Origin of the sequence: Mesorhizobium sp. C277A (assembly GCF_040324395.1) — a bacterium.
Lineage (GTDB): Bacteria > Pseudomonadota > Alphaproteobacteria > Rhizobiales > Rhizobiaceae > Mesorhizobium.
The window spans coordinates 3,714,978-3,740,677 of the sequence record NZ_JAMYVW010000002.1 but is presented as its reverse complement, the minus strand read 5'-3'; the positions used below and the strand labels follow the sequence as shown (position 1 = coordinate 3,740,677).

16 protein-coding genes and 1 pseudogene are annotated in these 25,700 nt (G+C 58.0%); 10 read left to right on the top strand and 7 right to left on the bottom strand.

Annotation, left to right across the window (positions count from 1 at the left end):
• Positions 1-23: 23 nt before the first annotated feature.
• Positions 24-1,265 carry a glycoside hydrolase family 5 protein gene (locus NKK52_RS18475; RefSeq protein WP_031197597.1) on the bottom strand — a complete coding sequence of 414 codons (1,242 nt, stop codon included), beginning with the start codon at positions 1,263-1,265 and terminating at the stop codon, positions 24-26.
• Between the two features lie 16 nt (positions 1,266-1,281).
• On the opposite strand from NKK52_RS18475, the gene NKK52_RS18470 reads away from it, so the two are divergent.
• The 3 genes from NKK52_RS18470 to NKK52_RS18460 all read left to right on the top strand — a co-directional run bounded on the left by NKK52_RS18470 (position 1,282) and on the right by NKK52_RS18460 (position 5,635).
• A complete protein-coding gene (locus NKK52_RS18470; protein WP_023683431.1) occupies positions 1,282-3,288 on the top strand; it encodes a heparinase II/III family protein in 2,007 nt (668 codons plus the stop codon).
• 203 nt (positions 3,289-3,491) lie between these two features.
• The gene (locus NKK52_RS18465; RefSeq protein ID WP_023737711.1) at positions 3,492-4,484 is read left to right on the top strand and encodes a sterol desaturase family protein; all 993 of its coding nucleotides are present in this window, start codon (positions 3,492-3,494) and stop codon (positions 4,482-4,484) included.
• Positions 4,481-5,635, top strand: a complete 1,155-nt coding sequence (locus tag NKK52_RS18460) for a GNAT family N-acetyltransferase (protein ID WP_023683429.1) — start codon at positions 4,481-4,483, stop codon at positions 5,633-5,635. The genes NKK52_RS18465 and NKK52_RS18460 overlap by 4 nt, the downstream gene beginning before the upstream one ends.
• A gap of 477 nt (positions 5,636-6,112) precedes the next feature.
• Here the strand turns inward: NKK52_RS18460 and NKK52_RS18455 are convergent, their stop codons facing one another.
• The 3 genes from NKK52_RS18455 to NKK52_RS18445 all read right to left on the bottom strand — a co-directional run bounded on the left by NKK52_RS18455 (position 6,113) and on the right by NKK52_RS18445 (position 9,494).
• Entirely contained in the window at positions 6,113-6,568 is a 456-nt protein-coding gene (locus NKK52_RS18455) for a Ros/MucR family transcriptional regulator (protein WP_081726813.1), read from the bottom strand.
• 164 nt (positions 6,569-6,732) lie between these two features.
• Positions 6,733-7,755, bottom strand: coding sequence for a UvrD-helicase domain-containing protein (locus tag NKK52_RS18450; protein WP_023683428.1), 1,023 nt, complete (start codon positions 7,753-7,755; stop codon positions 6,733-6,735).
• Entirely contained in the window at positions 7,752-9,494 is a 1,743-nt protein-coding gene (locus tag NKK52_RS18445; protein WP_198031497.1) for a UvrD-helicase domain-containing protein, read from the bottom strand. Before NKK52_RS18445 ends, NKK52_RS18450 begins: the two co-directional genes overlap by 4 nt.
• Positions 9,495-9,766: 272 nt before the next feature.
• Between NKK52_RS18445 and NKK52_RS18440 the strand changes: the two genes are divergently transcribed.
• The 3 genes from NKK52_RS18440 to NKK52_RS18430 all read left to right on the top strand — a co-directional run bounded on the left by NKK52_RS18440 (position 9,767) and on the right by NKK52_RS18430 (position 12,341).
• Positions 9,767-10,312 (top strand): DUF6650 family protein, encoded by a 546-nt coding sequence (locus tag NKK52_RS18440; protein WP_156939267.1) that lies wholly within the window; start codon positions 9,767-9,769, stop codon positions 10,310-10,312.
• A 106-nt stretch (positions 10,313-10,418) separates the two neighbouring features.
• Positions 10,419-11,372: a hypothetical protein gene (locus NKK52_RS18435; RefSeq protein ID WP_155923202.1), complete on the top strand. Its 954-nt coding sequence runs from the start codon at positions 10,419-10,421 to the stop codon at positions 11,370-11,372.
• Positions 11,373-11,540: 168 nt separating this feature from the next.
• Positions 11,541-12,341: a TIGR02391 family protein gene (locus NKK52_RS18430; RefSeq protein ID WP_023683422.1), complete on the top strand. Its 801-nt coding sequence runs from the start codon at positions 11,541-11,543 to the stop codon at positions 12,339-12,341.
• 21 nt (positions 12,342-12,362) lie between these two features.
• On the opposite strand, the gene NKK52_RS18425 is transcribed toward NKK52_RS18430, so the two are convergent.
• Positions 12,363-14,534, bottom strand: a complete 2,172-nt coding sequence (locus NKK52_RS18425; RefSeq protein ID WP_031204031.1) for a nuclease-related domain-containing protein — start codon at positions 14,532-14,534, stop codon at positions 12,363-12,365.
• Between the two features lie 196 nt (positions 14,535-14,730).
• Here NKK52_RS18425 and NKK52_RS18420 point away from each other — a divergent pair, with 196 nt between their 5' ends.
• Positions 14,731-15,477, top strand: a complete 747-nt coding sequence (locus NKK52_RS18420) for a hypothetical protein (protein WP_023683420.1) — start codon at positions 14,731-14,733, stop codon at positions 15,475-15,477.
• 535 nt (positions 15,478-16,012) lie between these two features.
• Here the strand turns inward: NKK52_RS18420 and NKK52_RS18415 are convergent.
• Positions 16,013-16,238 (bottom strand): annotated as a pseudogene (locus NKK52_RS18415) (hypothetical protein); the annotation flags it as partial.
• A gap of 123 nt (positions 16,239-16,361) precedes the next feature.
• On the opposite strand from NKK52_RS18415, the gene NKK52_RS18410 reads away from it, so the two are divergent.
• Complete coding sequence (locus tag NKK52_RS18410) at positions 16,362-17,018, top strand: hypothetical protein (protein WP_155923204.1); 657 nt, start codon at positions 16,362-16,364, stop codon at positions 17,016-17,018.
• A gap of 16 nt (positions 17,019-17,034) precedes the next feature.
• On the opposite strand, the gene NKK52_RS18405 is transcribed toward NKK52_RS18410, so the two are convergent.
• Positions 17,035-18,207 (bottom strand): hypothetical protein, encoded by a 1,173-nt coding sequence (locus NKK52_RS18405; protein ID WP_155923206.1) that lies wholly within the window; start codon positions 18,205-18,207, stop codon positions 17,035-17,037.
• 183 nt (positions 18,208-18,390) lie between these two features.
• Between NKK52_RS18405 and avs3a the strand changes: the two genes are divergently transcribed.
• Together avs3a and avs3b are read left to right on the top strand one after the other, a co-directional pair.
• A complete protein-coding gene (gene avs3a, locus NKK52_RS18400) occupies positions 18,391-24,696 on the top strand; it encodes an AVAST type 3 anti-phage nuclease/ATPase Avs3a (RefSeq protein ID WP_023683415.1) in 6,306 nt (2,101 codons plus the stop codon).
• 7 nt (positions 24,697-24,703) lie between these two features.
• Positions 24,704-25,471, top strand: coding sequence for an AVAST type 3 anti-phage protein Avs3b (gene avs3b, locus NKK52_RS18395; protein WP_050591973.1), 768 nt, complete (start codon positions 24,704-24,706; stop codon positions 25,469-25,471).
• The last annotated feature ends 229 nt before the right edge of the window (positions 25,472-25,700 follow it).

Here is a 25,700-nt window from a genome sequence, read left to right as displayed (position 1 = left end):
ACCGATCCTGACCCGATGACGAGTTATGGCAGGCCTAGTGCCCGCAACATCTCCCGGTCCGGGATCGCAGGCCCCTTGGGTTGGAGAACACTCATTCCGTAAGGATTGGAGAATTCCCAGGCCGACCACGGCATCGCGAAACGTTCCGCCTCTCTGCGCACTGCCATGAGATAGCGCAGGCGATCAGCATCGAAAGCTCCCATGCGGCCATCCGCAGACATCAGGATAACGCCGAATTCGCCCACGAACAGGCGTCTGCTCGCTATGCCATGGGCTTCAGCCCAGTCGACCGCCTGACGGAAACCCGCTTCGAGTTGGCTCTGCCCCCAATTCTGCTCAAAGTATCGGGCGATCGTTTCACGCGCCGAGGCCATGTTCATCACCTCTTCGATCTGGCTCAAGCCGGCGGCGTCCATCTGCGCCTTGAGGGTTTCGGCGACTACTTCGGGCGTGCTGCCGTCGGCAGGCCAGGGAAGGCCGGAGGAGAAAGCGTTCTTGTCATCGGCCCGCTGGTGCGTGAAGCTGTGCGGATCATACATGTGGAAGCTGTAATAGACGTTGGGGTCGTCGAAGTTGGGGTCCAGGTTGACCAGTCCGGCGATGCTCCCGCCGCAGGCGCCGGTCGCGACGATGGTGAGTTCGCTGCTGACGGCGCGAATATCGCGAACCGTGCCTGCCATGATCCGCTGCCAGTCATCGCTGCCGCTTGAATCGCAAGGGTAGTAGGCGGGCTCGTTATAGGGCTCGAGGGCGACCTTGTCGGCGCCAATTTTGATCAGCATGGCAGCCACCGCCACTACCATTTTGCGATAGCGGGCAACACCCTCGCTGTCGGCCCCGCCATAGATCATTTCCATGCTGTAAGCCGGAACCTGGCTGACGCCATGCAGATCGAAAACCACCTTGAGCCCGCTTGAAACGACCCGCTGCACCGCAGCGGCAAGCATGTCCAGCGCCTGTTGTCGTTTGGCGCCCTCGCTGGCAAGCAGAGGGCCAGGGTCGACACTCAGCCGGACAAAGTCGAAGCCCATGGATCGAATGCGATCAAACTGGTCGCCGTCCGGCCAATCGGTGAGCGGCCTGCCGCCCGCAAGCCATTCCTTCTCGCTGCGATAGGGCGGCCATTTGTAGGAACCATCTTTCTCCACCGGCGACCAGTTGAGCCATTCATGGACGCCGACGCCGCGCTCAAGCGGGATCGGCGCCGCCTCGGCTGACATAGCCATGCCAAGCGCGCACGCTATGACGTAGACAACTTTTCTCATCGCAAAACTCCGCGTCATGGCCGAAGATATTAACCGCGGGAACGGAAAAGAGGATGCCGCCACACGCTTTTTCGACGGGATGGTGTATGAGGATCAAAATCTTGGCGGAGCGCGGATGAGGGTCGGGTGGTATTTCAACCGATTGCGCAGCATGGACTTGGCCGAGATATTGCATCGGTTGGACGAGCAGCGCCGGAGGACCGTTTCGCGCCGCCGCGACAACGGCTGGCGGCGCTATGCGTCGCCGCAGTTGCACCCGGTGCTGCACGGATTGCGGAATGCTGTGCCGGCCGCTGCGGCACCAGCCCAGCGGCAAGCTATCGAGGCGGCCGCGCAAAACACTCTTCGGGGCCAGTTTTCAGCACTTGGGCAGACCTGGCCACAGCGAGACCCCTATACTCTCTTTCCACCCGAGCTCTGGCGCCTTGATCCGGTGACCGGCCGGCTTTGGCCAGGCCCCAAGACCCATACTTTCGATATCGATTTTCGCCATGCCACCGGCCGTGGCGATGTAAAATATGTCTGGGAAATCAACCGGCTGCAGCAACTGCCGCCACTGGCTGCCCATCTGCTTCTCACCGGCGATGATCAATCCCGTGCGGCCATCGAGGCGGCGATCGAGAGCTGGCATTTCGCCAACCCACCATTTCGGGGCGTTGGCTGGGCCTCGGGCATCGAGGTCGCGCTACGAGCCATCAGCCTGATTGTCACGCTCGACCTCGTCGGCGACCGGCTTGGCGCGGCGACGCGAGAAAAAGTCGGTGAAATACTGGCGGCAAGCGCCTATTGGCTGCCGCGGTTTCCCTCCCGTTTTTCGTCCGCCAACAACCATCTCGTCGCGGAATTGGCTGGCGAATATTTGATCGGTCTGGCTTTCGGGGCCGAGGTGGTTCGCGAGTCGCTCCTGGCTGAGGTGCTCAAACAGATCCTGGCCGATGGCGCCGGGGCCGAGCAGACCCCGACCTACGCCGCCTTCAGTGCCGAACTTTTCCTGCTGTGCGCTGCGGCGGCGCGCCAGGCCGGACTGCCTTTTCCCCAGCCCGTCGAAGCGCGTTTGGCCGCTTTCGCCAATTTCGCAAGCTGGCTCCCGCCGAAAACCAGCGGCTTCGGCGACAATGATGAAGGCCGCGTGATCACGCTGGGGGGCGAAACCGATTATGTCGGATCGGTCGCGGCCGCCATCCGTGGTTTTCTACGGATGCCGGGCAGCGCACCGGAGCCTGGCGATTTTCGTGCGCTTTTCTTCGGCGCGCCACCGCGGCCGGCGCCGGTGCCGAATGGATTGCATACATTCACGCAAGGCGGGCTCTCCGTCTGGCGCGGCGAGATGAATGGTCGCAACGTCCATCTGACATACGACCACGGCCCGCTGGGCTACCTTTCGATAGCGGCGCACGGTCATGCCGACGCGCTGTCGCTCACCCTGTGCATTGACGGCGATCCGGTGCTGGTCGACCCCGGCACATGGCTCTATGGTTCGGGGGGAGGCTGGCGGGACTGGTTCCGCTCGACGCCGGCGCACAACACGCTGAACCTAGAGGGTAAAAGCCAAAGCATCATCTCCGGGGCGTTCAACTGGTCGCACAAGGCGGTTGCGACATTGGTGGAGAGCGAGCCGGGGCCGCACTGGAGGCTGTGTGCCCGACATGACGGGTACAAAGGCCGCTTCGGCGTTGTGCATCAACGCGCCGTGACACGCGATGGCGACGGCATCCTCGTGTCCGACCAACTGCTCGGCGGCAGCCGCGTCGCTGAGATCGTCTTCCAACTCGCCGCCGACCTCCACGCCAACAGGGATGGAAACATTGTCACGATATTGCGCGGCGCTGAACCTTTGATGACTATCCACTTTCCAGACGCAGCGATCGACATCCGTTCCGGCGGCGACACACCGGGCCAAGGCGGCTGGGTTTCGCCGCGTTTTGGTGCAAGGCAGCCAGCCGAACGCCTCGCATGGCGTGGCCAAGTAGGCGAAAAGGGAGTAGTCATCCGGCTCGCGCCAAGTCCGCCGCAGACCCGATAACGGGCAGGTTGCAGGCGCAGTGTTCGACATTAATTACGTTCAGATATTTAGCGGTTTTGACACTGTTGATCTGCTAATTTGGCCATGATTGTTTTGCCAGTCGCACCCCGATACACAGTTGCCGGCAGCATACGATGGGCTTGGCAATATGTGCTTCGCGACGAGCCGGATCGCCATTTCACCACCTAGGAGCCACTGCATCGATGTTTTCGGAATTCGCCAGAGTGATCGTGGAAAAACTCTCACACATCGATCTGCTGACACTCGGTCTCCTGTTGCTCACGGCGCTGGGGAGCGCGGTGGTCGCCTACTGGCGAACGGTCGAACAGAAATCCTTCCGGGACTTTTTCGACTTCGCCTTTCCCGCGGAAGTCATCATGCACCCATCCGCGCGAGCGGACGCATTGTTCTGGATCACGAAAAGACTGGTGATGCCCTTCCTGCTCATTCCCGCCGGTGTCACCTTCGTTGCCGCCACGGGATATGCAACAAACCAGGCAGTCGGCTGGCTTTTCAGCATCTCGCAACCGCTGATACCCGGCCCCGCCGGCCCAGTGACGATCATCCTCTTCACCGCAACCATGCTCGTTGCTTACGATATCTCCTACTACCTATATCACGTTGCCCAGCACCGTTTTCCGTTCCTGTGGGAATTGCACAAGGTGCATCATTCGGCCGAAGTGATGGTTGGGATCACCAAGGACCGGGTTCACCCCCTGGACGATCTGATGAACCGGATCTGGGACGGCGTCATACCGGGGATCAGTTTCGGCTTGTGGAGCCTGATTGCGCTTAATCCGGTCGAGATCGCCATATTTGGCATCAACGTCTATGTCATTCGCAACATTCTCATGATGGACTTTGTTCGCCACACGCATCTGAAGATTTCCTTCGGCCGGTTGAACGGCGTCATCTTGTGTCCGCACTGGCACCAGGTGCATCACAGTGTCGACCCTCGCCACTACGACAAGAATTTCGGGCTGCTTTTTTCATTCTGGGATCGCATATTCGGAACGCAGTTCATCCCGGATCCGGACGAAGACCTCAAGTTTGGACTGATAGATCGCGACGTACGCGACTATCAGTCGCTTTTTGGACTTTACGTGCTGCCGCTCAGGAAAATGGCAAACCATATCGTGCGACTTTTTCAAAAGCGCATCGATGTCGCGCGGCCGCAGGACCGTCTCCAACCATGAACAAAATGGCTTCGATTGACGCTGTTGGTGCGGAGCGACTGGAAATCGTCAGTTCGACGGATCGCCTGGCCGCCATCGAAGCCGAATGGGTAGACCTATGGCATCGTACCCATGCACTGATCTTTCAGAGCCATGCCTGGGTTTCGGCATGGTGGAGCACCGTGCGCGACCGCGACCGGCGCTCGCTGCGGATCGGCCTGGTATGGCGCGATGACAGGCTGGTCGCTGTCATTCCCCTGGCGATCGGCAGACGAAAAGGACTTCGGCTCCTCGAATGGGCCGCCAATAGCTATACGGACTATGGTGATATTCTTGTCGCGCCGGAATGCTCCCTATCGGCCCTCCAGAACCTCTGGAACCGGATCTGTTCGGCGGGTGGCTTCGATCTTGCTCTTATCAATCGTCTGTCGCCGGATGCGGCAGCCCGCAGGATTTTTACACCGGGCTCTTCCAGCGGCGTCAAGCTTCGCGCCAATCACCGGGAGGAAGTCAGTTATCGCGTCGGTGGACAGTGGGCCAGCGGAGCAGCGTGGCTGGCGGACCAGTCGAAAAAGATGCGCCAGAACTATCGGCGCGGCATCAAGATACTGGAAGAAACAGGCGAAGTGAAATTCCGCCTCCTGTCGGCCGACGAGCCGCTGCAGCCATTGCTGGAGCGACTGTCGGCGCTGAAGCGCAGATGGCTGGAAAAGCACACGCGTGAATCCGACCTTTTCGAAGAGGGCGAGCCGGCTTTTGCCGCCCTGGTGGACGCGCTGTCACGCGCCGGTGTGCTGCGCATTTTCGTACTTGAATGCAATGGTGCGATGGTCGCGGTTTCCATCAACATCGTCCAGCACAACGTCATGATGGCATTCGTTACCACCTACGACCCTGATTTTAGCCGAGCGTCGCCGGGTGCGGTCCTGATTACGGAGTATATACAGTGGTCGTTTGATCACGGCTTGGGATTGGTCGATTTCCTCTGTGGCGGAGAGGCCTTCAAACATAGGTTTGCAACACAGGCCGTTACCCTCCAATCCGTTCTCGGGGCACGCACTGTGCAGGGCGCGCTCGCTTCTCTCGCTGATCGTATCTGTCAGACGATCCGCGTACGCTCACGCGGATTGGCGTCGGCGAATCCAGAGCGCCCGCCCGATGAGACTGCTTAATTTAGCTGGATAACTCGGGCAGAAGCCGCCGAGCGTCAGGGGCTTGGCGGGCGACACGGGCGCGCCATTCGAAAATCCGCGTCGATTGCGCCTCGGAATCGGGACCGAATGGGTCCGCAGGTGGAGACTTTCGAGGCGCAGTTTGTTGTCTGCGAAGCGTCGCAACACGTTCGTTGGCGTCACAATGGCAGCAGGCTAGGTCCTAAAATCATTGAAGACTTTTTCGGACAGGGCGCCTACCATAGGTCCGCGTCTTTGCTATTATTTCAATAGCTTAAGGTGGGCTGGTAGCGGGAGACCGCTACTTCGCGAGACCCACTATCGAGGAAGCACTCTTCTGCTATCGGCGACGCTCAGTCTAAAGCGCAAACGTCGCCGAAGATCGCCCGGAATTATGGTGGACGCGCGGGTGGTCTCGATTGGCTACCCGCACCTGTTGAAGCGCCCGAGATTGGACGTTCCGACAGCTTGGCTTCACTAAGCCCTGGGTTTGCGTTTGGCAGGGGCCTTTTTGGCCGGCGTTGGTTGCGGTTTGCGTCCGAGCCCCGCAGCCTTCGCGAGCGTAGATCTTTGGGCCGCGTAGTTCGGTGCTACCATCGGGTAGTCTGGCTTCAATCCCCACTTTTCGCGGTATTCGTTCGGAGCCAGCCCATAGTGAACCGCAAGATGACGTTTCAGCGATTTGAATTTCTTCCCGTCTTCCAGGCAGATGATGTGATCCGGTGTTACCGACCTTTTTGGATTGACGGCGGGTTCCTGCTGAGACGGCCCAGGCACATTCGGCTGACCAAGGCCTGTAAGCGACGAATGGATCGACGCGATGAGGTCTGGCAACGCAGCGACGGGCAGAGGGTTTTGGCTGACATAGGCAGAGACAATGTCTGCCGTCAGCCCGACCAGATCAGCCGTCACGGCTTCGTTTTGATCATTCAAGTATTCGCTCCTGGTATGGGGTCAAATCCGCATCGCCCATTTTCGTATACCGTAATTTTGGGCGATGCCGAGATAAATCTACCTGTCAGGCCAAAGCTCGGCTCAATGCTCGTTGGCGTGAGTCGTAGAGGATCCAAGTTCGCCGTCACAATGGGTGAAGACGGTTACCGTCTTCGCACTACACTCGTCGGTTCAGTGTGTTTGCAGTCCGGAAACTGATTGCATCCACGAAACATCGATCCGTCTTTGTTGCGCCGCTCCACCAATTGGCCGACGAGGCAGGCCGGGCATTGGCTCAATTCGGCTCCCTCAATCGTCTCGAAGCGGACTTCATCGCCGGCGATCTCGCAAAGCTCGTGGATATAGCGGGATGGCTGACGGCGGTTGGTGAGCATATAGACCCCTCGGCTGGCACGCGTCAGCGCCACGTAAAACAGGCGCCGTTCTTCCGCGTAAGCGAAGGTCTCGGGGCGAGGAATCACCAGGTTCAACAGCTCGTCGTCTTCGATGCGGCTTGGTACGCCGTAGTTGCCCTCGCTGACATCGAGCAGCACCGTGTAGTCGGCCTCGAGGCCCTTGGCCCTGTGAAACGACAGCCCGGTCACCTCGATGTTGGCAAAGGACGGCGGCCGCCCCTCGAATGGATCAAGGACGTTGTAGCGCCACAAAACCAGAACCTTGAGCTTGCCGCGCTTTTCGCCGCGCCACCGGTCGGCGATGGTACCCAGAGCGGCATCAAGCCGTTCGAGCAGGCGCTGACATGCCACCGCAAAGTCCGGCTTGTCGCGTTGATCATCGATGGGAATGACACGGATTGATCGCGAGACGGCCGGGCGCGTCGAGCGGACGGACTTCTTGATCTGTTCGGGATTGCGCTGGACGAACTTGGCGGCCGTCTCGGCAATGAGCTGGTTACAGCGATATGTCTGCTCCAGGCGCCCCTGCCAACTGGTCCCGAAGTTCGCTTCGAACCGCGTAAAGATCGTGATGTCCGATCCGGCAAAGCGATAGATCGACTGCCAGTCGTCTCCGACCGCGAACACCTTGCTGAACGCTTTCTGCTGTTTGAGCGCCTTGATGAGGTTAGCGCGCGGCTCGGAAATGTCCTGAAACTCGTCCACGAGAATGAGGGAATAGGGGCTTCGATATCGGCCAGTCTCGACCAGCCGCACCGCATCCGCGATCATCGAATCGAAGTCGATCCGCCCGGTTTCCTCAAGCTTTCGGAGTACCCTTGAGTGATCAGCCAGACCGCGCGCGCGAACAGCCTCCCACGCTCCTTGTCATGCAAGTTTTTGGCACGTTCGAGCAGCATGTCGAGCGTGAGGTGACTGGCACGTATGTGCTTCAAGCAGGTGGATATCAGCTGGTGATAGTGCTTGATAACGACCGGATCGAGCGCCTTGGTGATTTCGGCGTAGCTCTTTCGCTCGAAAGGTATTGAGCGACGCGTCAGTTCAGACTCAAGCGTGCTGAGCAGCGTCTCGTCGCTGGCTTGAGCGGAAGTGGTCTCGAAGAAATCGATCTCATTGCGGCGATATGCCTGCCGCTTGTTCTCGGCGTGCTCGGCGTAGTCCGCAAAGGGTGAGCTTCCGTCCGCATCGAGCGCGAAATGCTCATGCACAGTTTCGGTCTGCGGATAGTAGAAATCCGGATGCAGATGGCGGACGCTGCCACCGTCTTCCTCCACCGCAATTTGCCGTTCATATTCGAAGGCGACTGAATGCAGCCAAAGCCAGTTGGCGATCTTCTTCTCCTGCAACGACTTTACGATCACGGCGGACAAGGAACCGATCGTGGCGCTACCCTTTCTAAGGGTGTCCGATACGTAGCGCTGATAGTCGGCCTCCCCGCCAAATACCTCAATCGGGATGTCGGCTTTGGGATGCACGACGAGAAGCTCGGCCCACATCCGGGCAAATTCCGGATCGCTCTCGACAAGGTTCTGGATTATCGCCTCGATGACCCTGGTTTCGCCAGCGGGATGATCCACCCAGTTGGCGAGCTGCGGTGGCCGACCCTCGACCTCCTCAATGATTCCGCGCCCGAGCGCATGAAATGTCGTGACGCGACACTCCAAGGCGTCCTCCGCGACCTGCAACTGAGCCGCGATCCTCGTCCTGAGTTCATCGGCTGCGTTTCTGTTGAAGGCCAGGAGCAGGATCTCGTCGGGCCGATAGAGTTGTTTCTCCAGGACGTAGGCGACCTTGCCGACCATCGTCGCGGATTTGCCGGATCCTGCCGAGGCCACCAGCAGGTTGTTGTCCTCAAGGCGGATACAAGCCTCGCGCTGCTGATCGGAAAACGATCGCCGGTCGAGATCTTCGAAGAACGGCTGGAACCTCGTCAGTTCCGAGCTGACGAACGCCTCGTTGTAGGCATGGCGAACGGCCGGGTCCGTTATCATAGCGAACGAGGCCGGAAGGGAGGCCTTAAGTCCTACCGGCATCATGTCTGGGTTTAGAAGCGGGTGAGAGAGGGCGGCCGCTGCGGCGCCGGGGACGCCGGCAACAGCCCTGCCCAGATCGGCCTGTGCAAGATACTGTCTGTTGCCTTCGGTAAGCTCGCGAAGCCTTTCGTCGACATCGAGCAGGCGATCCTTCTCGGTGGCGATAAGCCCAAACAGGTGAGTGTTGATGAAGGCATGAAGGTCTGCGGCCAGTTGTGTGGCCGCGTCACCCGACAATGCCGAAAGGGTGTCTGTTCTGCCACGAGCTCGTATCTCGACGGTGTGCCACAGAAGCGCCTTGCTGGTCGAAATCGACACGATATCAAGGCAGCTAAGCTCCACCTCGCCATCTTGAGCCAGCCGGAAATGTCCTGAGATTTTCGGGTCAAGGGTCAGCTTCCATTTTCCCGCGGGAAACATCCGCGCAAAGAAACCTGGGCGATAGGTCCGCGAGCGGCCAGATAGCAATTTGGTCAAGGCCACATTCAATACGCCCGCTAAACAAGAGGTCTTGGAGGGCGAATATCAGCAACAGATTGAAATGTTCCAAATCATCGTGGAGGGCATTGCTCGGGCCGCAATGTAGGTCGTGGCTCTCTTTCGTCTCCTCTCACAGGAAACAGCGCAAGCGCGTCGGCGCGTCAACGATCTCATTAGATGGTTGCGGCGAGTTACGCCGTGCCAAACGCCGGGCTTTCCTTTTACATCCTACCGCGCCAATGATGAGAATCTGGAGTGGGGGGCAGTAGATGGCAATCGTTCGGCGAAGCTTCGATGCCATTCGAAGCAGGCTCACCGGCATCGGGTTCCTAAGTATTAGCGCGAGCTGGAATCCGCCAGTCGCACAACGGACGGTGATCTTGCGGCTGTTCAATTTCTTAGAGAATCGGCGTGTGCTCTACGTGCCGATGCATTTCGAGGTTCCGGACCAAGTTGATCAGTCGGTGATTCAGATTCGCAATGAGCTCACGCAAATCTTGAACGACCTTCCCGAGCATTCGCCAGCTGCACGCCGTGTCCGGCATCTGCGCACAGCCTCCCGGCGTTTTCTGGAGGATGCGCTGCCGGACTACCGAAACATCGCCTATCGCCTGCGCAACGACGTCGATAGTGGATCATCGATCCGGTGGCATGATCATGGCTACCGCCCGTTGACGCCCGGCTATTTCGTGGCGTTAGGGGAGTTGCGGGCAATCTTCGGATTGCAGCTTTCGGCGCTCGCCGCCGAATTCGAGATAGACGTGGAGCAAGACCTTACATCGATCTTCCCCGTGGCTATCGAGCGCCATGATTGAATCGGTAGCGCTATAAGACTAACGCCACGCTGACATGTGCGTGCGGATAAACGTCAAGGCTGGGGGACTATGTGATCGAACGTAGGGGCAAGGATTCAACCGGCGAATGGCCAACTATCGCCGAAAAGCATTGGTATGTGCTGTCGATCGTCAGTGCGACGTTCACGGCCGTAGCTATCGTAATCGCTTTCTGATCATTTTCAGTGACGGCTTCGATGGCGAGCATGATACCCGCTTGGCCCAAGCGCTCGCCCCCTTCGGTGTTGCACTGTTCGCGCTCGTAACTTTCTGCACGGTTAGCTGGCGAGGTTCCATTAGCGTTAGGCAGGCCAATCAAGCTGAGAACGAAGGGCGCCCAAAACTGCTTCAGGAGGGAGCTAAACTTTTGAGCGAGCCAAGCAAACCATCCCATGTGTCTGCCGGTGTCGCTACTCTAAGTGTGCTCATTCATAGCGGGCAAGGGGACTACGCGCGGAGCGCAATGAACCTGCTCGCTGATTTTGTCGAAGATCACATGCGCAACTATCACGGCAACCGGCATCGAGAAGAGATTTCCGGCGTCATGCGGTCGGGAGACGAGGCCGGTTTTAATACCGGCCGAAGCATCACCTTCTACGTTGCAGAGCCAGAACAGGATTACCACTACGACGATGATCCTGTATACTGGCACTACATTCCAGGGTTTGCCTCAGTAAGATATTTCGGAGGGGAATTTCTCTTCGATGACGAATGCGAAATTGATAGATGGGAAAATGCATCGTTTAACGGCGTAACAATAGTGGGATGGAAGCGCGTAACGGTTGACGGTCGATTTGAGAGACCCATGTTCAAGAACTGCGGTATCACTCGTGTCGACTCGATTGATTCAATTAATTTTCATGCGAATTATAAATATGCTTTTGAGAAATGTGATTTTTCGAATTGCATATTCGCGGATGAGAAGATCCTCGCGGTGGATTTTCGAGAGGGCGAAAATTACTTTCGGGCTGATGCCCCTCCTACACTCGCTGGCGGAACTGCGGCAATCGACTGGGCTGCGTTACTGAATCGGAGAGGATGACTGAACGTCATAAATCAATAACCTCCCTTTTGGGCCTTTCAGCTTCAGGTCCTGAGGCTTTGGCGGTTGTCCGCTTCGAACCTGTCGCCGCTTGGCTATCGAGGGATTCTACATGCTCTGTGACAATTTGGGGCTGATACGCTACCACGTCAGAACACAGGGGTTGTTATGGCTTCGTTTTCCCAAGAACAGCTGCAGGCAATTGCGGATGCACTCGCGGATACGTCGGAGGGATTGAGAGGCCCCGAAATTGGTCACCTTCTGACGAGCTGTCGTATCAAGGATACCGATCCCGCCATCACGAAAAGACATCGCCTCTACAACGCCTTCGCCCATGAGCAGAATACGCGCCGCGATCGCACTCGCATCATTGGGTTCATCCGGAAGGCCATGAAGCCGGCGCGGTTTGTCCGCGAGCCTGAACGCTTCGAACCAATGCGTGCGAACCTCAACCGGGCGCTCGCGTTCACGGGGCTTTCGGTCGCCGCTTCTGGCGAGCTATCGAAGGCAGAAAAGGTCGAGACGCTCGGGCAGGCAGAGCGGCGGGCGCGAGAGCTGCGCGAAGACCTCGCTTCACGAGGCGTGCATCCGGACGTAATGAAGTTCTGTCGGCAAGAACTGCTGCAGGACAACTATTTCCACGCTGTGCTCGAAGCGGTGAAAAGCATCGCCGCCAAGGTGCGGTCCCGCACCGGGCTCGATGACGACGGCGCCGTGCTCGTCGACAGGGCGTTCTCGGGGACACCTCCGATGCTGGCAATCAATGCCCTCGCTACGAAAAGCGAGCAGGACGAGCAGAAGGGCTTCGGTAATCTCCTGAAAGGGACGTTCGGGATGTTCCGCAATCCCACCGCACACGAGGCGCGAATAAACTGGGCGATGTCAAAGGAAGACGCCGAAGACTTGCTGTCGCTTGTTTCGTTGATTCACCGTCGCCTGGACGCTGCCAGCATGCCTCCGCGGAGCTGATTGAAGGCGGTTGGCCTCTCCCTATTCGCCTAAGTCCGGGCGCCGCTTTCGACGTTCGCGCCACGCGCGATCTTCTCTTCGTAGGAGTGACTGTTTATGCCTTGCACGCACGTTCTTAACCGCGCGTCCAACCTTGGCGATATCGGCCCGCAGCCGATCTGGGGAAGCGCCCAAAGTCTCAGCTATGGATTCCGCCGTGGTGTTTTCCCGCATGAATTCGCGAGAAACCACCGCCATCTCGGGTCCAACGGGAAATATGCTGCGATGGATGTCGATGTGGTTACCCACGATTTCCAATTGGAAGGGGTTGTCCAAAGCCCGGATGAAATGATCCGGCGTCGGCTGATCCCCGAGCCATAAATCGTAGAGAGCGGATCGATGCAGCAAAGTCACATCATCGGTGACGTGGTGTGCCGTCTTTGCGTGCACATACCTGTCCTGGAAGAACCTCGTAACAGCAGACCAGTCCGTGAAGTAGACGCCATCCTGCAACCCTGGCAAAGAAAAAGGCAGCGAATTTAGTATGCAAGGGACGACCTCCTTGTTCGCAGCCTCAGGGCCAAATTCCTCGGTTAGGATATCTGGATATTGCCGAAGCGCGTCTGCTTGGCGCTGCAGTTGGCGCGCGTTGGAGCGGTTTTCGAGCGCGAAGTAATACGCCTGTGCGGGGTTTCGGCCCGAGAGGCTGCGATTCTTACACTCAAACAGAAAAACACGGTCGCCCCAGACAAGAACGGCATCGAATTCATATACCTCTGCCTCGCGTTTGACCTTAAAGCCCCGGCAATCCATTTCGCGGTCAGTGAAAAACTTGCGTACGCTGGTCTCGAAAGCGGCTCCCTTTCGTGACAGCTGCTCGCGCAGTCTGGAGAGGTTTGAGAGGACGACGCTGACAATATGGGTTGCGAGAACGGCCGGAGCGAAGAGAATAAGCTTGCCGCTAGAGGTCCTTACCAGCGGGCAGTCATACATATCGCGGCTGGTCCGTCCCAAAGACACATGCCCGAGAAAGATCCGTGTCGCCTCCGCAGAGAGCCCCACCTGCTGCAATTTGGCGGACAGCTCGGCCTCTTCGATAAGGATTACGCCAGCAGGGCTACTGTCGAAGCGCTCCTCCGCCAGGCCTTTCAGGAATGCGTAGCCACGCAGCCATTCGACCAAGCGGAGTTTGCCCGGCCGAGCAAGATCCTCGACCACCGCGTAGCCTAATATTGCGGACAACGATACGGCCGAATGAGCCTCCTCGGCCGACACGTAAGCATCTGGAAGCAGAGGAGCAGGGCCGGCGATGCCGCGTAATCCCTGACGCATTCGCGTTTCAAAGGACATCTCCAGGAATGTCTGCACCAGACGGTCCTGCAGCCGTTCGTTGGCGATGAAATCCCACAGCCACGTTTCCGTCGGGCCTGTGTCGATTACGCGCTGAATATTGTCGGGCAACCCCTTTGGACGGGCCTCGCCCGTCAGTTCGGTCCACTCCGTCTCTAGAAATCTGCGGTGTTCCTCCGTGCGTTCCCACCGACCCCAGCAGATACCAAGGACCTCGGTGGAGCCCGCCTTGTAGATGGTTTCCTCATCCGCAGGTTCGAAATCTGGCACGACGAGCAGGCCATTCTTGTCGAACCAATCGTTGGTATACCCTTCCATCAACAGGGTGCTGGTCAGAGTCTTGACGATCGCGTCGGAGGCTGCATCAGGCGAAAAGTCGTTGCCATCGTCGTCCTTCAGGAGAACGCCTGCCATGGCCTCAAGGGTTTCTCCCTGGCGTATGGCTGCAGCGGCGCGCTTATTTACGTCCTTATACTGAGCGTTTGCGCGCTGTAGGTAGGCGGCTACCCTTACGTCTGGCAGCAACTTCGATACCTCAGCGCGAGCGAGCAATGTGAGAATGCCACGATAGCCATCCTCGATCGTCCGAAACGTCGCGCGGACGCTCTCAAAGCGAGACAGCGCGTCGTCTCCCAAGCGTTCCTTGAGATATGCGGCCAGTCCGTCGAGCAGCTGGTCTCGTAGCTTCTCGCGTTTCGGGTCTGGATATCTGAGAACTAACCGCCCGCATCGCCTTACGTGGCCCAGCAGTTCACCGGCGAGCGCTTCATCGAACTCGATCGCGTCCAGGTGAGTCTTAAGCTTTTGCCACGACAAGTCGTCGAGGGCGTCTTTGATCTCGCCTTCGCTAAGTTGCTTTTCCATGTGACTTATCTGCGGCTTGAATGCGCCGGCGTCCTTTTCAACCAAATGGGCTGCAATCTCTGAGCGCAGATCTGGTGTTTTCGCAAGGGCACGTGCGACATTCAGTTGAGAACTCTACACGGCTCACCGTGAAAATTATTGGTTTAGCTACTGAATGAGCCGATTAGAGTGCCAAGCGGGCTCTTGGGAATCAGTCATGATCATCGACCAGAAGCATCCCATCTCTTGGTCCCTCGTCGAGCGCGGCGCCGACGGCCGGAAAGTGATGACGGATCCCGCAATCACAAAGCCATTCCTCTATCACATGCTGGAATGGCGTTACGCCAAGCTGATTTTCGAAACAAACAAACTGCGGCTCTCGCCCGTTCGATGTTGGCAGGACCCCTATGAGCGGTGGTGGTGCGATCGTCTGTTCAATCGCCCCGGTCCCTTGTCGGGATTTCAATCGTACGGCTCGTGTTGGACCACAGGTGCACATGACGAACCGCGTTGGCGAATGGCAGGCTTTGGTCCCGAAAAAGAAACTCCTGTTGTCCGAATCCGCTGTCGTGTGGACGCGATGGTGAACGCGGCAAAAGCCCTCATCGAGAACAGCGCCGGCTCCGCTTTTCTAGGCCGCGTCCAGTATCGTGGCGAGAGAACTCTTGTTCGTCTGGCTCAGTCGATCGCAGAAGGATCGAAGAAAGAAGTTACCCGGATGGCCGCGACCATGCTGTTGCACAAGCGGCGGGCCTTCAAGTTCGAAGACGAAGTGAGACTCCTTTGGCTGGACAAGCAGGCATTGAGAGAGGGTGTCTATATCGACATCGAGGCGAAGACGTTCATCAATCAAGTGATGATTACACCTCATGCAAGCCCCGCTGAAACGGCGAACATCAAACGGGAGATGAAGCTTTTTGGCGTATCTTGCCTCGCGTCTGGCGTGTTGAAGTCGCCGCGTTAGGTCGGTCTGCGAATCCTTTTGCCTCACGCAGTTCGTTCCCATTTATACCGGGGTCGAAACCGGGATTTTAACGCATGGGCGGACGCTATGGTGAGGTACGCGGAAGTTCGAAGATTGAGACCTACCTTGAATATGTGCATCAGGTCGAACGCTCCGATATGCTCCCACACGATAACCCAGACCCGCGCTACAAGAAGCAGTGTAAGCGAGAGATGGTTCAAGACCCTGAAACCGGGGAGTGGGTCTTAGCCTTCCACCAGCATACCTAGCTGGTGATTTGATTCCCCGGAGTTAGGTGGCTGCTTTGCACGCAATTTTGAAGTGGCCGCCGGATCGGAGCAAAGAAGGGTGCGGCGTGTGAGTTGAGGCCGCACAAAGGCACGCTTCGGGTGGACGAGTAGGAATTTATGCGAAGACTTTCGACCCTATATCTCGGCATCGGCACCCATGCTGCCACAGTGCCGCCGATCTGGTCGGGGCAAGCTTCCATGTCGTCGCCCCCCGTTCGGGCGAAGAACCCATTCGGGCTCTGGTCCTAAGCATTAGGCCTCCGGTCGGGCTGCATTAGCTGGGTGATGCAGGCCTGCCCGATCGGCAGAGTGTCGGCGAGCCCGGCTTGCGGGCCGATATCGTTCAGCTTGCCGGTTTCGATGAGCGTAACCATGGCGGCGGCGCGTTCGCCGCCGCAGTCGGAGCAGGCGAAGAGGGTTTGCGGGCGCTCGCTCGGCGGCATTGCTGGTCAGGCAAATACGGCCATGCCGAGGAGGCGGGTGAAGGCGGGTTGTGTTCAAGCTGCTTGCTAATGACATGGCGGCCGGTTGGCTAAGCAGGTTTGGCGCCGTAGCCCACGTGTGGTCGTCTGCCTGCCATCTTCGCTACGGTCGATGCAACAGCGATTTTCAATTCAAGCGGTGTCTATGCCCCAAGATTTGCTGCCCCGAATTTTTCAGGCCGACATCCATCGTTTCTACAAGCGCATCGTGCTGCCTGCGCTGGACAACCTGCCACTCCATAGCGGCGTAAAGACCAGCGGGTCTGCGGCATCCATGGCGGAGTTTCTCGAACACGCCCAAATGCACACGTCGAACATGCTCGCTTTCGAAGCGCGACGCAGCTTTGCGCTCACACTTGACGGCCTCTTTGAGCGCCAACTCCGGATTTGGGCAAGGGTATATGTCCTGGACGATCGGCGTCCCGGTATTGCCACTGTTGAAGTCAATAAACTTGTCCGAGGCGTGGGTTTGCGTCATGGCCTCGATCTGGAAACAGGGCAGGTGAGGGCAACAATCGAGGAATTGCATCTGTTAGGAAACGCCGTTCGGCAGGGCGACGGAGGTTCTTTGATCAAGTTGCGTGCCTGTGCTCCTCACCTTTGGCGCTATGCGGACGACACCGTCGCTGCAAAATCGGAAGAGCATGCCATTCTCAGTGAAGGCATTCAGCTCTCCGACAGCGACTTCACGCGCTACGTGCGCGCTCTAACGCGGTTTTGGGGATTGGCTGACCGGGAGCCGGGCGCCGTGATCGACATGCCGTATTGAACGCGGGCCTTGAAAGTTAGGTGGTCGCCACTTGTGCAAATCGCGCCGCCAGCTGACCGGGTATCGCGTCATAACTTCCGGCCTTTTCGACATGTCGAGCGAGGGCGGCAAATGTTTCCGATTTCTGCCGGGCAAGCCTGAAGGCTTCATAGGTTCGTTTGTCGACATAGGTCACGTCGGCATAAGCGGCGAGGCAGGCCAGATAGCGGTCTGTCAGTTCACTACCGTCCCATTCATGGGTATTAGGGTGGAAGCGTCGAATGGCATTGTAGATGATCCCCGAGGGCAATCGGTCCTCCTTTACACGCGCAATGAGCTCCGGCCAGGGCAGCCTTAACTTTACGTTCAGCACTTCCAGTTTTCTGCGGAAAACCGCCATGTCACCGATGTCGCCGAGGGTCGTGTCAGGGCCGATATCCGACAGGTCAAATCCCCAGGCTTGCAGAATCCGGAGGCCGGGATTGTCGGGGCGAACGACCTCCGTGCCAACGCGTATGACGTCTTTCATGAAAGCGCGCGTTGTATGGTCCGCATCGGGAATGCGCGTATCACCACGCTCCCTGATATCTGCCGCAAGGCCGCGATGGAGGCGCTGGAACTGCCGTAGCATATCACCCGGCGCCCGCATCCCATCCTTCAAGAGGTCCCCTACCTTGGCGTCAGAGTTCCCGGCGAAGCTGGATTTTGAAATGGCCACCACTTCGCGGGTGTGTTCTTCACTGTCGCCGAAACCTTCGCGCAGCGCCGTCCAGCTTTCGAGAAATGGCCGGACGAGTTCAGCGCCGCTCGTGATGCGAAAGATGGTCTTCGCCGCTTCTTCGCGCACGGAGGTCGCGCTTGCCGCCGGATTTTGAAATGCGGCGGCTATTTCGAAGGATTGCAGATCGGCGACTGAACCAACGATGTCTTCCTTAAGGAAGGAGTCGATGGCGGCGACCAAGGGCAGCGACTGAAGGTACGCGACGCGTTGCGCGGCCACTTCCTCGCTTCGGTGCGAAAACAGCTCCTGAAAATGATGCCAGGAGAGCAGCAAAACACTACCGGTTTCCATGAAAGCCTGATCGAAGGCTTCGGCCCGCCTTACGCGCGCGCTGTCCTTGCTCGCCTTGTCCCCGGCGATAGCGCCGAGATGGGAAGAATCCAAGGCAACGAATTTCGGGAGAAGAAACGTACGACCAAGTGTTTCCAATATGGGTTCTCACCAAAGGCTACCGCCGTCGTAAGCCGGCCAAACACGCTGGGAAGGAGTAATTTATAGCCAATTGAAGCGGTTAGTTGAAAGTTTTCGTCAGGAAGTATTGGCCCGGACTATGATTGCGAATCAGAATCGCACAAAATTCCAATAGTCCCATCATGGCGAGTTGATAGTCCCTTGCGCAAGCCTGCGAAAAAGAAAGCCACGACGACCAATTTGGTCAGACCGAGCCGTGACGGCGACCAATTTCACTACCTGTGGGCCGCGCGCCGCTGCCTCAATCTTCTGCCGCCTGAATCCGACCTCAAATCGGTAACTGTCGAGGGCGCATCCCCATCAGATAAGACCGCAAAGGGACCGATCACAGCGGGAGAGGAAGTGATCGATCTCGCGGAGTACTTTGGGGACCGTGATTTTGCTAAAGCAACCCTTGTCCGGTACATCCAGCTCAAACATTCGACCGAGGCGCCGAACAAGCCTTGGCCAGCAAGCGGGCTTGAAAACACGATCGCCGGCTTTGCCAAACGGTACAAAGCCATTCTCGCTGGCTTTTCGAAGAATGGTAGCTATCCCACCCTCGAGTTTGTTTTCGTATCGAACCGGCCAATCAGCCCGGCGGTGATTAAAGCAGTCGAGAATGCGGCGAATGGACTTGTGGTCAAGCCGGCCGACTTGAGGAAGCTAGAAACATATACCGGCCTTAAGGGAACTAAACTCGCGGATTTCTGCAAATTGCTGAAGCTGGAGGGCAGGCATGATGCGTTATGGGATCAAAGGAATATTCTTTTCCAAGATGTCAGCCAGTACTTGCCGGATGCGGATGTCGATGCGCCAGTCCAACTAAAGGAGCTTGTGAACTGCAAGGCTCTCTCGCAGGCCGCATCCAATCCCAGCATTGAACGCATGGATGTGCTTCGGGCGTTAAAGGCCGACGAAGGACGGCTTTATCCCGCGCCGTGCCGCATCGAGCAGTTAAGCAACGCCGTTCCGCGCGAACAGGAGCGCGATCTCGTCAACGCTATTGTCGGTGCTGCAAACCGGCCTGTCGTGGTGCATGCCGAAGGAGGTATTGGCAAGTCGATCTTTGCCAGCCGCATTCATCTCGGGCTTCCACTAGGTTCTGCGAGCATCCTCTACGATTGCTTCGGAAACGGCCAATACCGCAGCGCCACCGGCTATCGCCACCGTCACAAAGACGCTCTCGTTCAAATCGCCAACGAACTCGCTGGAAAGACGCTGTGTCACCTCTTGATCCCCACTTCACGGGCAGGGGCCGTTGATTACCTCAAGAAGTTTCTCTTTCGCCTTGAGCAGGCCGCCGGCCTTCTTCGCGCGGAAAATCCGGATGCCCTGCTTTGCATCATCATCGATGCCGCCGACAACGCACAGATGGCGGCGGAAGAGATTGGCGAGGCGCGTGCTTTCATCCGCGATTTGCTAAGGGAGCAGATACCGGATGGGGTCCGGATCGTCGCCCTTTGTAGGTCTCACCGCCAGGAGAAATTGGACCCGCCGCCGAACACGCTATCCCTTGAACTGGAATCCTTCAGCCGGGACGAGACCGCCGCCCATCTGCGTCAGGTATTCCCCGACTCTAGTGAACAGGATATCGACGAATTTCACCGCCTAAGCTCCAAGAATCCGCGTGTCCAGGCGCTCGCCCTTTCAGCCGGCGGGACACTCCCAGAAATCCTCCGAGAGCTTGGCCCAAACCCGACCACCGTCGAAAAAGCAATTGGCAATCTGCTGTCCGCCGCGATTGCCAAGTTGCGCGATGAGGCCGGCTCCGTAGAGAAAGCCCAGATCGACCGCATCTGTGTAGCCCTTGCTGCATTGCGGCCGCTTGTTCCGATTTCGGTCCTGTCTTCGATGTCAGGGGTTTCGGCCTCGGCCATCAAGAGCTTTGCATATGACCTTCGGCGCCCGCTTATCGTCACGGGCGAAACCATCCAGTTTTTTGACGAGCCTTCCGAAAGCTGGTTCCGTGAGAGGTTCAAACCGACAGCGGCCGATCTCACCGCATTCATTGCCAGCATCAAGCCGCTATCGTCCGGCAGCGCCTATGTCGCAGCGGCGCTGCCGCAACTTATGCTGGAGGCGGGGCAGTTTGACGAGTTGGTAGCGCTCGCACTGTCATCGGAGGGGCTACCGGAACTCAACCCGCTCGACCGGCGTGACGTCGAGCTTCAGCGCCTGCAATTTGCGCTGAAGGCGAGCCTCCGGGCCAAGCGCTATCTGGACGCTGCTAAACTCGCATTGAAGACTGGCGGCGAGACGGCAGGTGATGAGCGCCAGCGGGCGCTGCTGCAGGGAAACACGGATCTGGTTTCGGCCCTTATGGAGGGGGACCGCATTCAGGAACTTGTTTCGCGTAAAATCTTTGGCTCGCGGTGGGTCGGCTCACACAATGCCTATGAAGCCGCGCTCATGTCTGGCCACGCCGAATTGCAAGGCGATGCGCGTAGCCGATTGCGAATGGCGGTGGAATGGGTGCGCAACTGGTCACGGCTTCCCGACAAGGACCGCGCGCGAGAGACGATGGCCGACAATGACATCGGTGAAATGGCTATCGCATACTTTAATATCCATGGTGCGCGCGCTTGCGTAAATAGCCTTGAGGGATGGACACCGCCCTCCGTTCCTTTCAGCGTTGGGCGCTACCTTGCGCATCGCTTCGTCGATCACAGCCGTTACGAGGACCTTGACGAGCTTGCACTTGCGGCAGGTGATAACGTCTATCTCGTGCTCGCTATCGTCGTGGAGTTGCGTGAGGTTTGCCGGACGCCGCCGAAGGAGGCGCTGGCAAGGTGCCTCAAGCAACTGTGCAAACCGTCATTCATGGTTAGCACGGGTGAAAATTGGAACGGCCATGAACGCCCTTTGATGGCCGTCACGGCGTTGGTCGAAGCCTGCCATCAACTATCGATCGGCACAAAGGCCGCGCTCGCAAAGCTTTTGTCGCGCTACCTGCCCAAGGAGCCTCCGCGCGGATTGGGCACCCGTTTCAACGACGCACGGTCGCCTCTGCTTCGAGCTTATGCCTTACGTGCAGCACTGCTCGGGAAGACACTGGACTTACTTGATCTTGCGCATGCCGAGCTTCGTGCGGAGATTGAAAAGGAGAAAAACCATTCCTACTCGCAAGAAGCCCAGGAGTTCAAAGAAGACGTCGGAGCCTTATTGCCCTGGCACACTCTTTGGGCGGAACGCCTGGTAAGGAACGCAGGTAAGGCAGGGTTGGCGAGCGCGATTGCGCGGACACTCAAAGAGTCCGCTTCAGCCGCACGGATGAATTACCGCGAAGAATGGCGCACCGCGGACCAGGTTGCAGAATTGTGGTTGGCGATCCTCGTGAGCGCCAAGGCCGCGAACAGCACCGCCATCCAGAATTTCACGGACTGGGTTGCAGCGTTAAAGCGGCCTCTTTACACGCCGACGCTCGCGCGGCTTGCCCGCTCGATGGCACGGGTTGGGGGGCTGGCCGGTCAGGCGCTTCACTATGCAAGCCAAGCGTTTAACCTGACAAAGGATGAACGCGACGGCGCTGATACAAAAGCCGAAATGTATGTGAGCTTGGCAAGGTCGGTGCTCGCCGCGAGCCGGTCGGAAGCCGAGGCTTATTTCAATCAAGCTGTTGAAGTAGCGAGCAAGGTTGGCGACGAAAATACGGACCGCTGGGCAGCGCTGTTGGATTTAGCCGAGGCCGCCGCCAATCCGACCCAGCCTTCTGCTGAAATGGCATACACCCTAGCTCGCTGCGCCGAAGTGACCTATGACTATGTTGCGCGAGACAAGCATTTCGACTGGCATCGGACAGTTGAAGCCATCGCAGCTCTTTGTCCTGTATCATCCTTCGCGATATTGAGCCGGTGGCGCGACCGCGCCTTTGGTCGGGCCGGCAGGGTTTTGCGGATAGCGGTAGAGTTCCTTATTGAACGAAAAGTGCTGGACGCCCGCAAGGCCCTCCCCCTGATTGGGTTCCGAGCGGAATGGGATGAGGCGGATGTACTCGCTTCCGCGCTCGATGCCTGCGGGACGAAGGCCGAGAAGCAGCGTGTTGCGGACTTGGGCTACCACTACATAATTATGCAGGGACACACGGTCTCGTCGTGGCGCAAGCTAAAAGACCTCTTCGCCAAACACGGAATTGTGGCGCCTGACATCCAAGAGCGCCTAGACCATCAAGAGCGCAACGAGAAGAAGGGCGACGACGAAGAGGGGACTGGAAAAGGCCGTCCGTCGAAGCGCTGGAAGGAAGATGCCAAAAAGGATTGGCGCGCTATTTTCCGGGGCGTCGACCCTGCTGTAGCTAATGAACTCGCGCAAGCTCAGCAGCGGTTCCGCAACTCCGAGCCGCCATTTTTTCAGGATCAATTTTTCCAGCAGGCCATCGCGCGCATTCCCGCCGGAAAGGAAGCCGAGTTTGTAGCCGCATTGGCCGAAGTGCCTGAATTTGACCTTTACCACCTGCGAAGCTTCCTCGAGAACATCCCCGTTGCATGGAAAACGAGGCTCTCTGCGCAAGCAGCGATTGCAACGACCTTGCGCACTTTCTGCCGCCGGTACTGTATGGATGTAACCCGTGGCCGGTATTACGAAGTGTTGCCGTTCAAGACCGCCTGCCAACTGGCCGGTGTTCCTGAAGGCGATGTGCTTGACGTCGTTCTGGCAGGCATCGGCGAAGTCACGGAGATCATCGATGTTGGCCGGTTGTTTACGCTTGTGGGGCTGCTTGCTGGCAAGCTAAGCCGCACTGAGGCATTGGACGCGCTTGGCTTTGGCCTGAAACTTTTCGATGCGGTCCTTAAAGAGACCGACGGCGATGGGCCATGGACTACGGCTCTTGCGCCGGTAGGTGACATCGATGGCGCCGTTGCAGGATATGTCTTTGGCTCACTCGCTTCGCCCCGCGCGTCAAGGCGCTGGGAGGCCGCACATGTGGTTCATGGTCTCTGCGTGCTTCAGCATCGCAGGATCGTTTCTGCCCTGGTGGCGTTTGTCGACGGCAATTCAGGTGGCGTCTTTGCCGATGCCGGCTTGTTTTTCTACAACCTGCATGCGCGCCAGTGGCTGCTGATTGCTTTCGCGCGCGCTGCCAGGGATTGCCCCGATGTTGTTGCCAACCACGCCGATTTCATCCTCAAACATGTGGCCCCGTCAGAGGCGCATGTCGTCATTCGTGAAATGGCGAAACGGGCGGCGCTCGCACTGATCGATGCCGGATTGCTGGATCCGGGGTTACGCGCACAAATCTTGGCTGTGAATGTATCGCAGTTCCCGGCGATTGAAGAACACTCCCATGAGCGGGGAAGCGCGCGTTCGTCGCAAAAGACGGGCGGCGACGACCGCTTCTATTTTGATTACGACATGGAGTCCTACTGGTTCCCGCCGCTGGCGAAGTGCTTCGGCCTCTTGGGCAATGACGTTCAGCAGCGGGCGGAGGCGGTCATAACCTCCGATTGGCATTATCTCGGGCGCTTGCATTGGGAAGAAGACGCGCGAAGCCGGCGTAAAATGTTCGACTATAACGACACACGGCATTCGCACGGATCATCTCCGAGCGTCGACGATCTCCGCTCTTATATGACTTCCCATGCTATTATGGTTGTGGCCGGTCGGCTTCTGGACACGATGCCAACCTATCGTAGCCCCGACTCGACCGAAGACGATTTTTCAGAATGGTTCCGATCATACCACGACTTATCCCGCAAGGACGGTTATTGGCTCGCCGACCGCCGAGACCCCATCCCCCTCGACACCCTCTCTTGGAAAAATGACATCAAAGACGCCGATTGGCCGTCATCCGTTGTCCGCACCGACATAGATCGCGTGTTTTCCCCATCGCCAGGAATGATAACGCTTTGGGGTCACTGGAATGCGTTGTCAGGCAGGCAACAGGAAGAGTGCACGATCCGAAGCGCCCTTGTTTCGCCCGAGAGGGCATCGGCGCTGCTTCGTGCATTGCAAAGTGCCGACAACCACCATGACTACGCCATCCCTGAAGCCATGGGTGAGCGGGACATCAATTCGGGCGCATTCCGCTTGCGGGGCTGGATTGTTGATCGCACGCGAGACCGGGGCATTGACGGCAAAGATCCCTGGGCGGGGGATATTCGCTACCCGGCACCGCGGCCATCGGGAGATGTTATCTCTGCGATGAAATTGACCGCCGACCGCGAAGGCCGGAACTGGCTGTTAGACGACAAAGAGCCCGCCGCCATCGTTAGTGAGACCTGGGGCATGTTTCATGAGCAGGATGACGTGGACGCTGGCGATAGGCGCGGAAGCCGAATTCATGCTTCGCGGCCATTCATCCGGGAACTATTGCGCAAGCTCCACATGGATATGATCGTTGAAGTGGAAATCGAGCGACGGCGCAGCTACTCTCGATATGAAAGCCGAGACTACGATGACAGCAAGCAAACCCCGCCCACGGTCCAACTCTTCCTTCTCAGGGCCGACGGAAGTGTCGAATCATGCTGACGCGATCTTGGCCCTTGGCAAAAAGCTCATCGCCGATCTGAAGCTCGCCGACACCAATGACACGCTCTCGCGCTGGATGGTCCACTATCTTGCCGAGCAAATTAAGAATGCCGAGCAAAAGACAGCGAAAGACTACCCGCAGCGTGTCATAGCATGCCGCGATGCGATCTTCGCGCTTTGGCAACACAGGCACGAGCTGCCAACTGGCAGCCGTCCGTTTCAGGAACTCGAACCAATATTAAGAACGTTGGCGTCGCTCCATACTGACGCCGGGCCGTATCGCTATTTTCAACCGCCATTGCCGCCCCGGGATGCACGCAAGGAAAGCAAAGCGTCGCAACAATGGCTGCAATTGGCGGAGCGTCTCGACTATTCCGCGCGCATCCTCATTAGGCAATGCCTGGCGAACGCCGCAGACAACGCGATCGACAAATCAAAGGAATGGGTCGCGCTTGCCCAGAAGGCTGGCCTTGAGCAGATTGAATTGCCGATCTTGCGGATCATTATTGCGGACGGCGATCTCGCTGACACAAGCGATCCCGACGAAGAGCAGCGGAAGCTGCTGAAGGATCGCGCAGACAAGCTACGCGGAGTTGTCGAACTAGCAACGACTGTTATCGAGGAATATGAAAGCCAACTCAACGGAAAGCCTGACGCAAAACTCAAAAGACTCAAAGCGCTTAAGGCGCCCGCCGTTTCCCGTTTGGCCAAGCCCGCACAGTTGATCGTTGAAGAGCGTAGGTCTCGCCGCAAGAGGCCAACGAAGAAACTTTGAGCCTTCCGTAGACTACTCGACGATTTGTGGGTCATCCCCCTGAGCAGGACCGGGCTCTAGGCGCACGCGCCCGAAGCCGCTGCGCGTCTCCGCCCGTTGGGTGACGATCCTTTGCCCAAGATAGGGGTCAGAGGCCCCCCCTCACACCTTGGCAACAACAAAATCACCATCCCCCAATCTCTCGGCTGCGCCTCACTCGCTGCGAACCGGGTGGTCCCCTGACGATTTT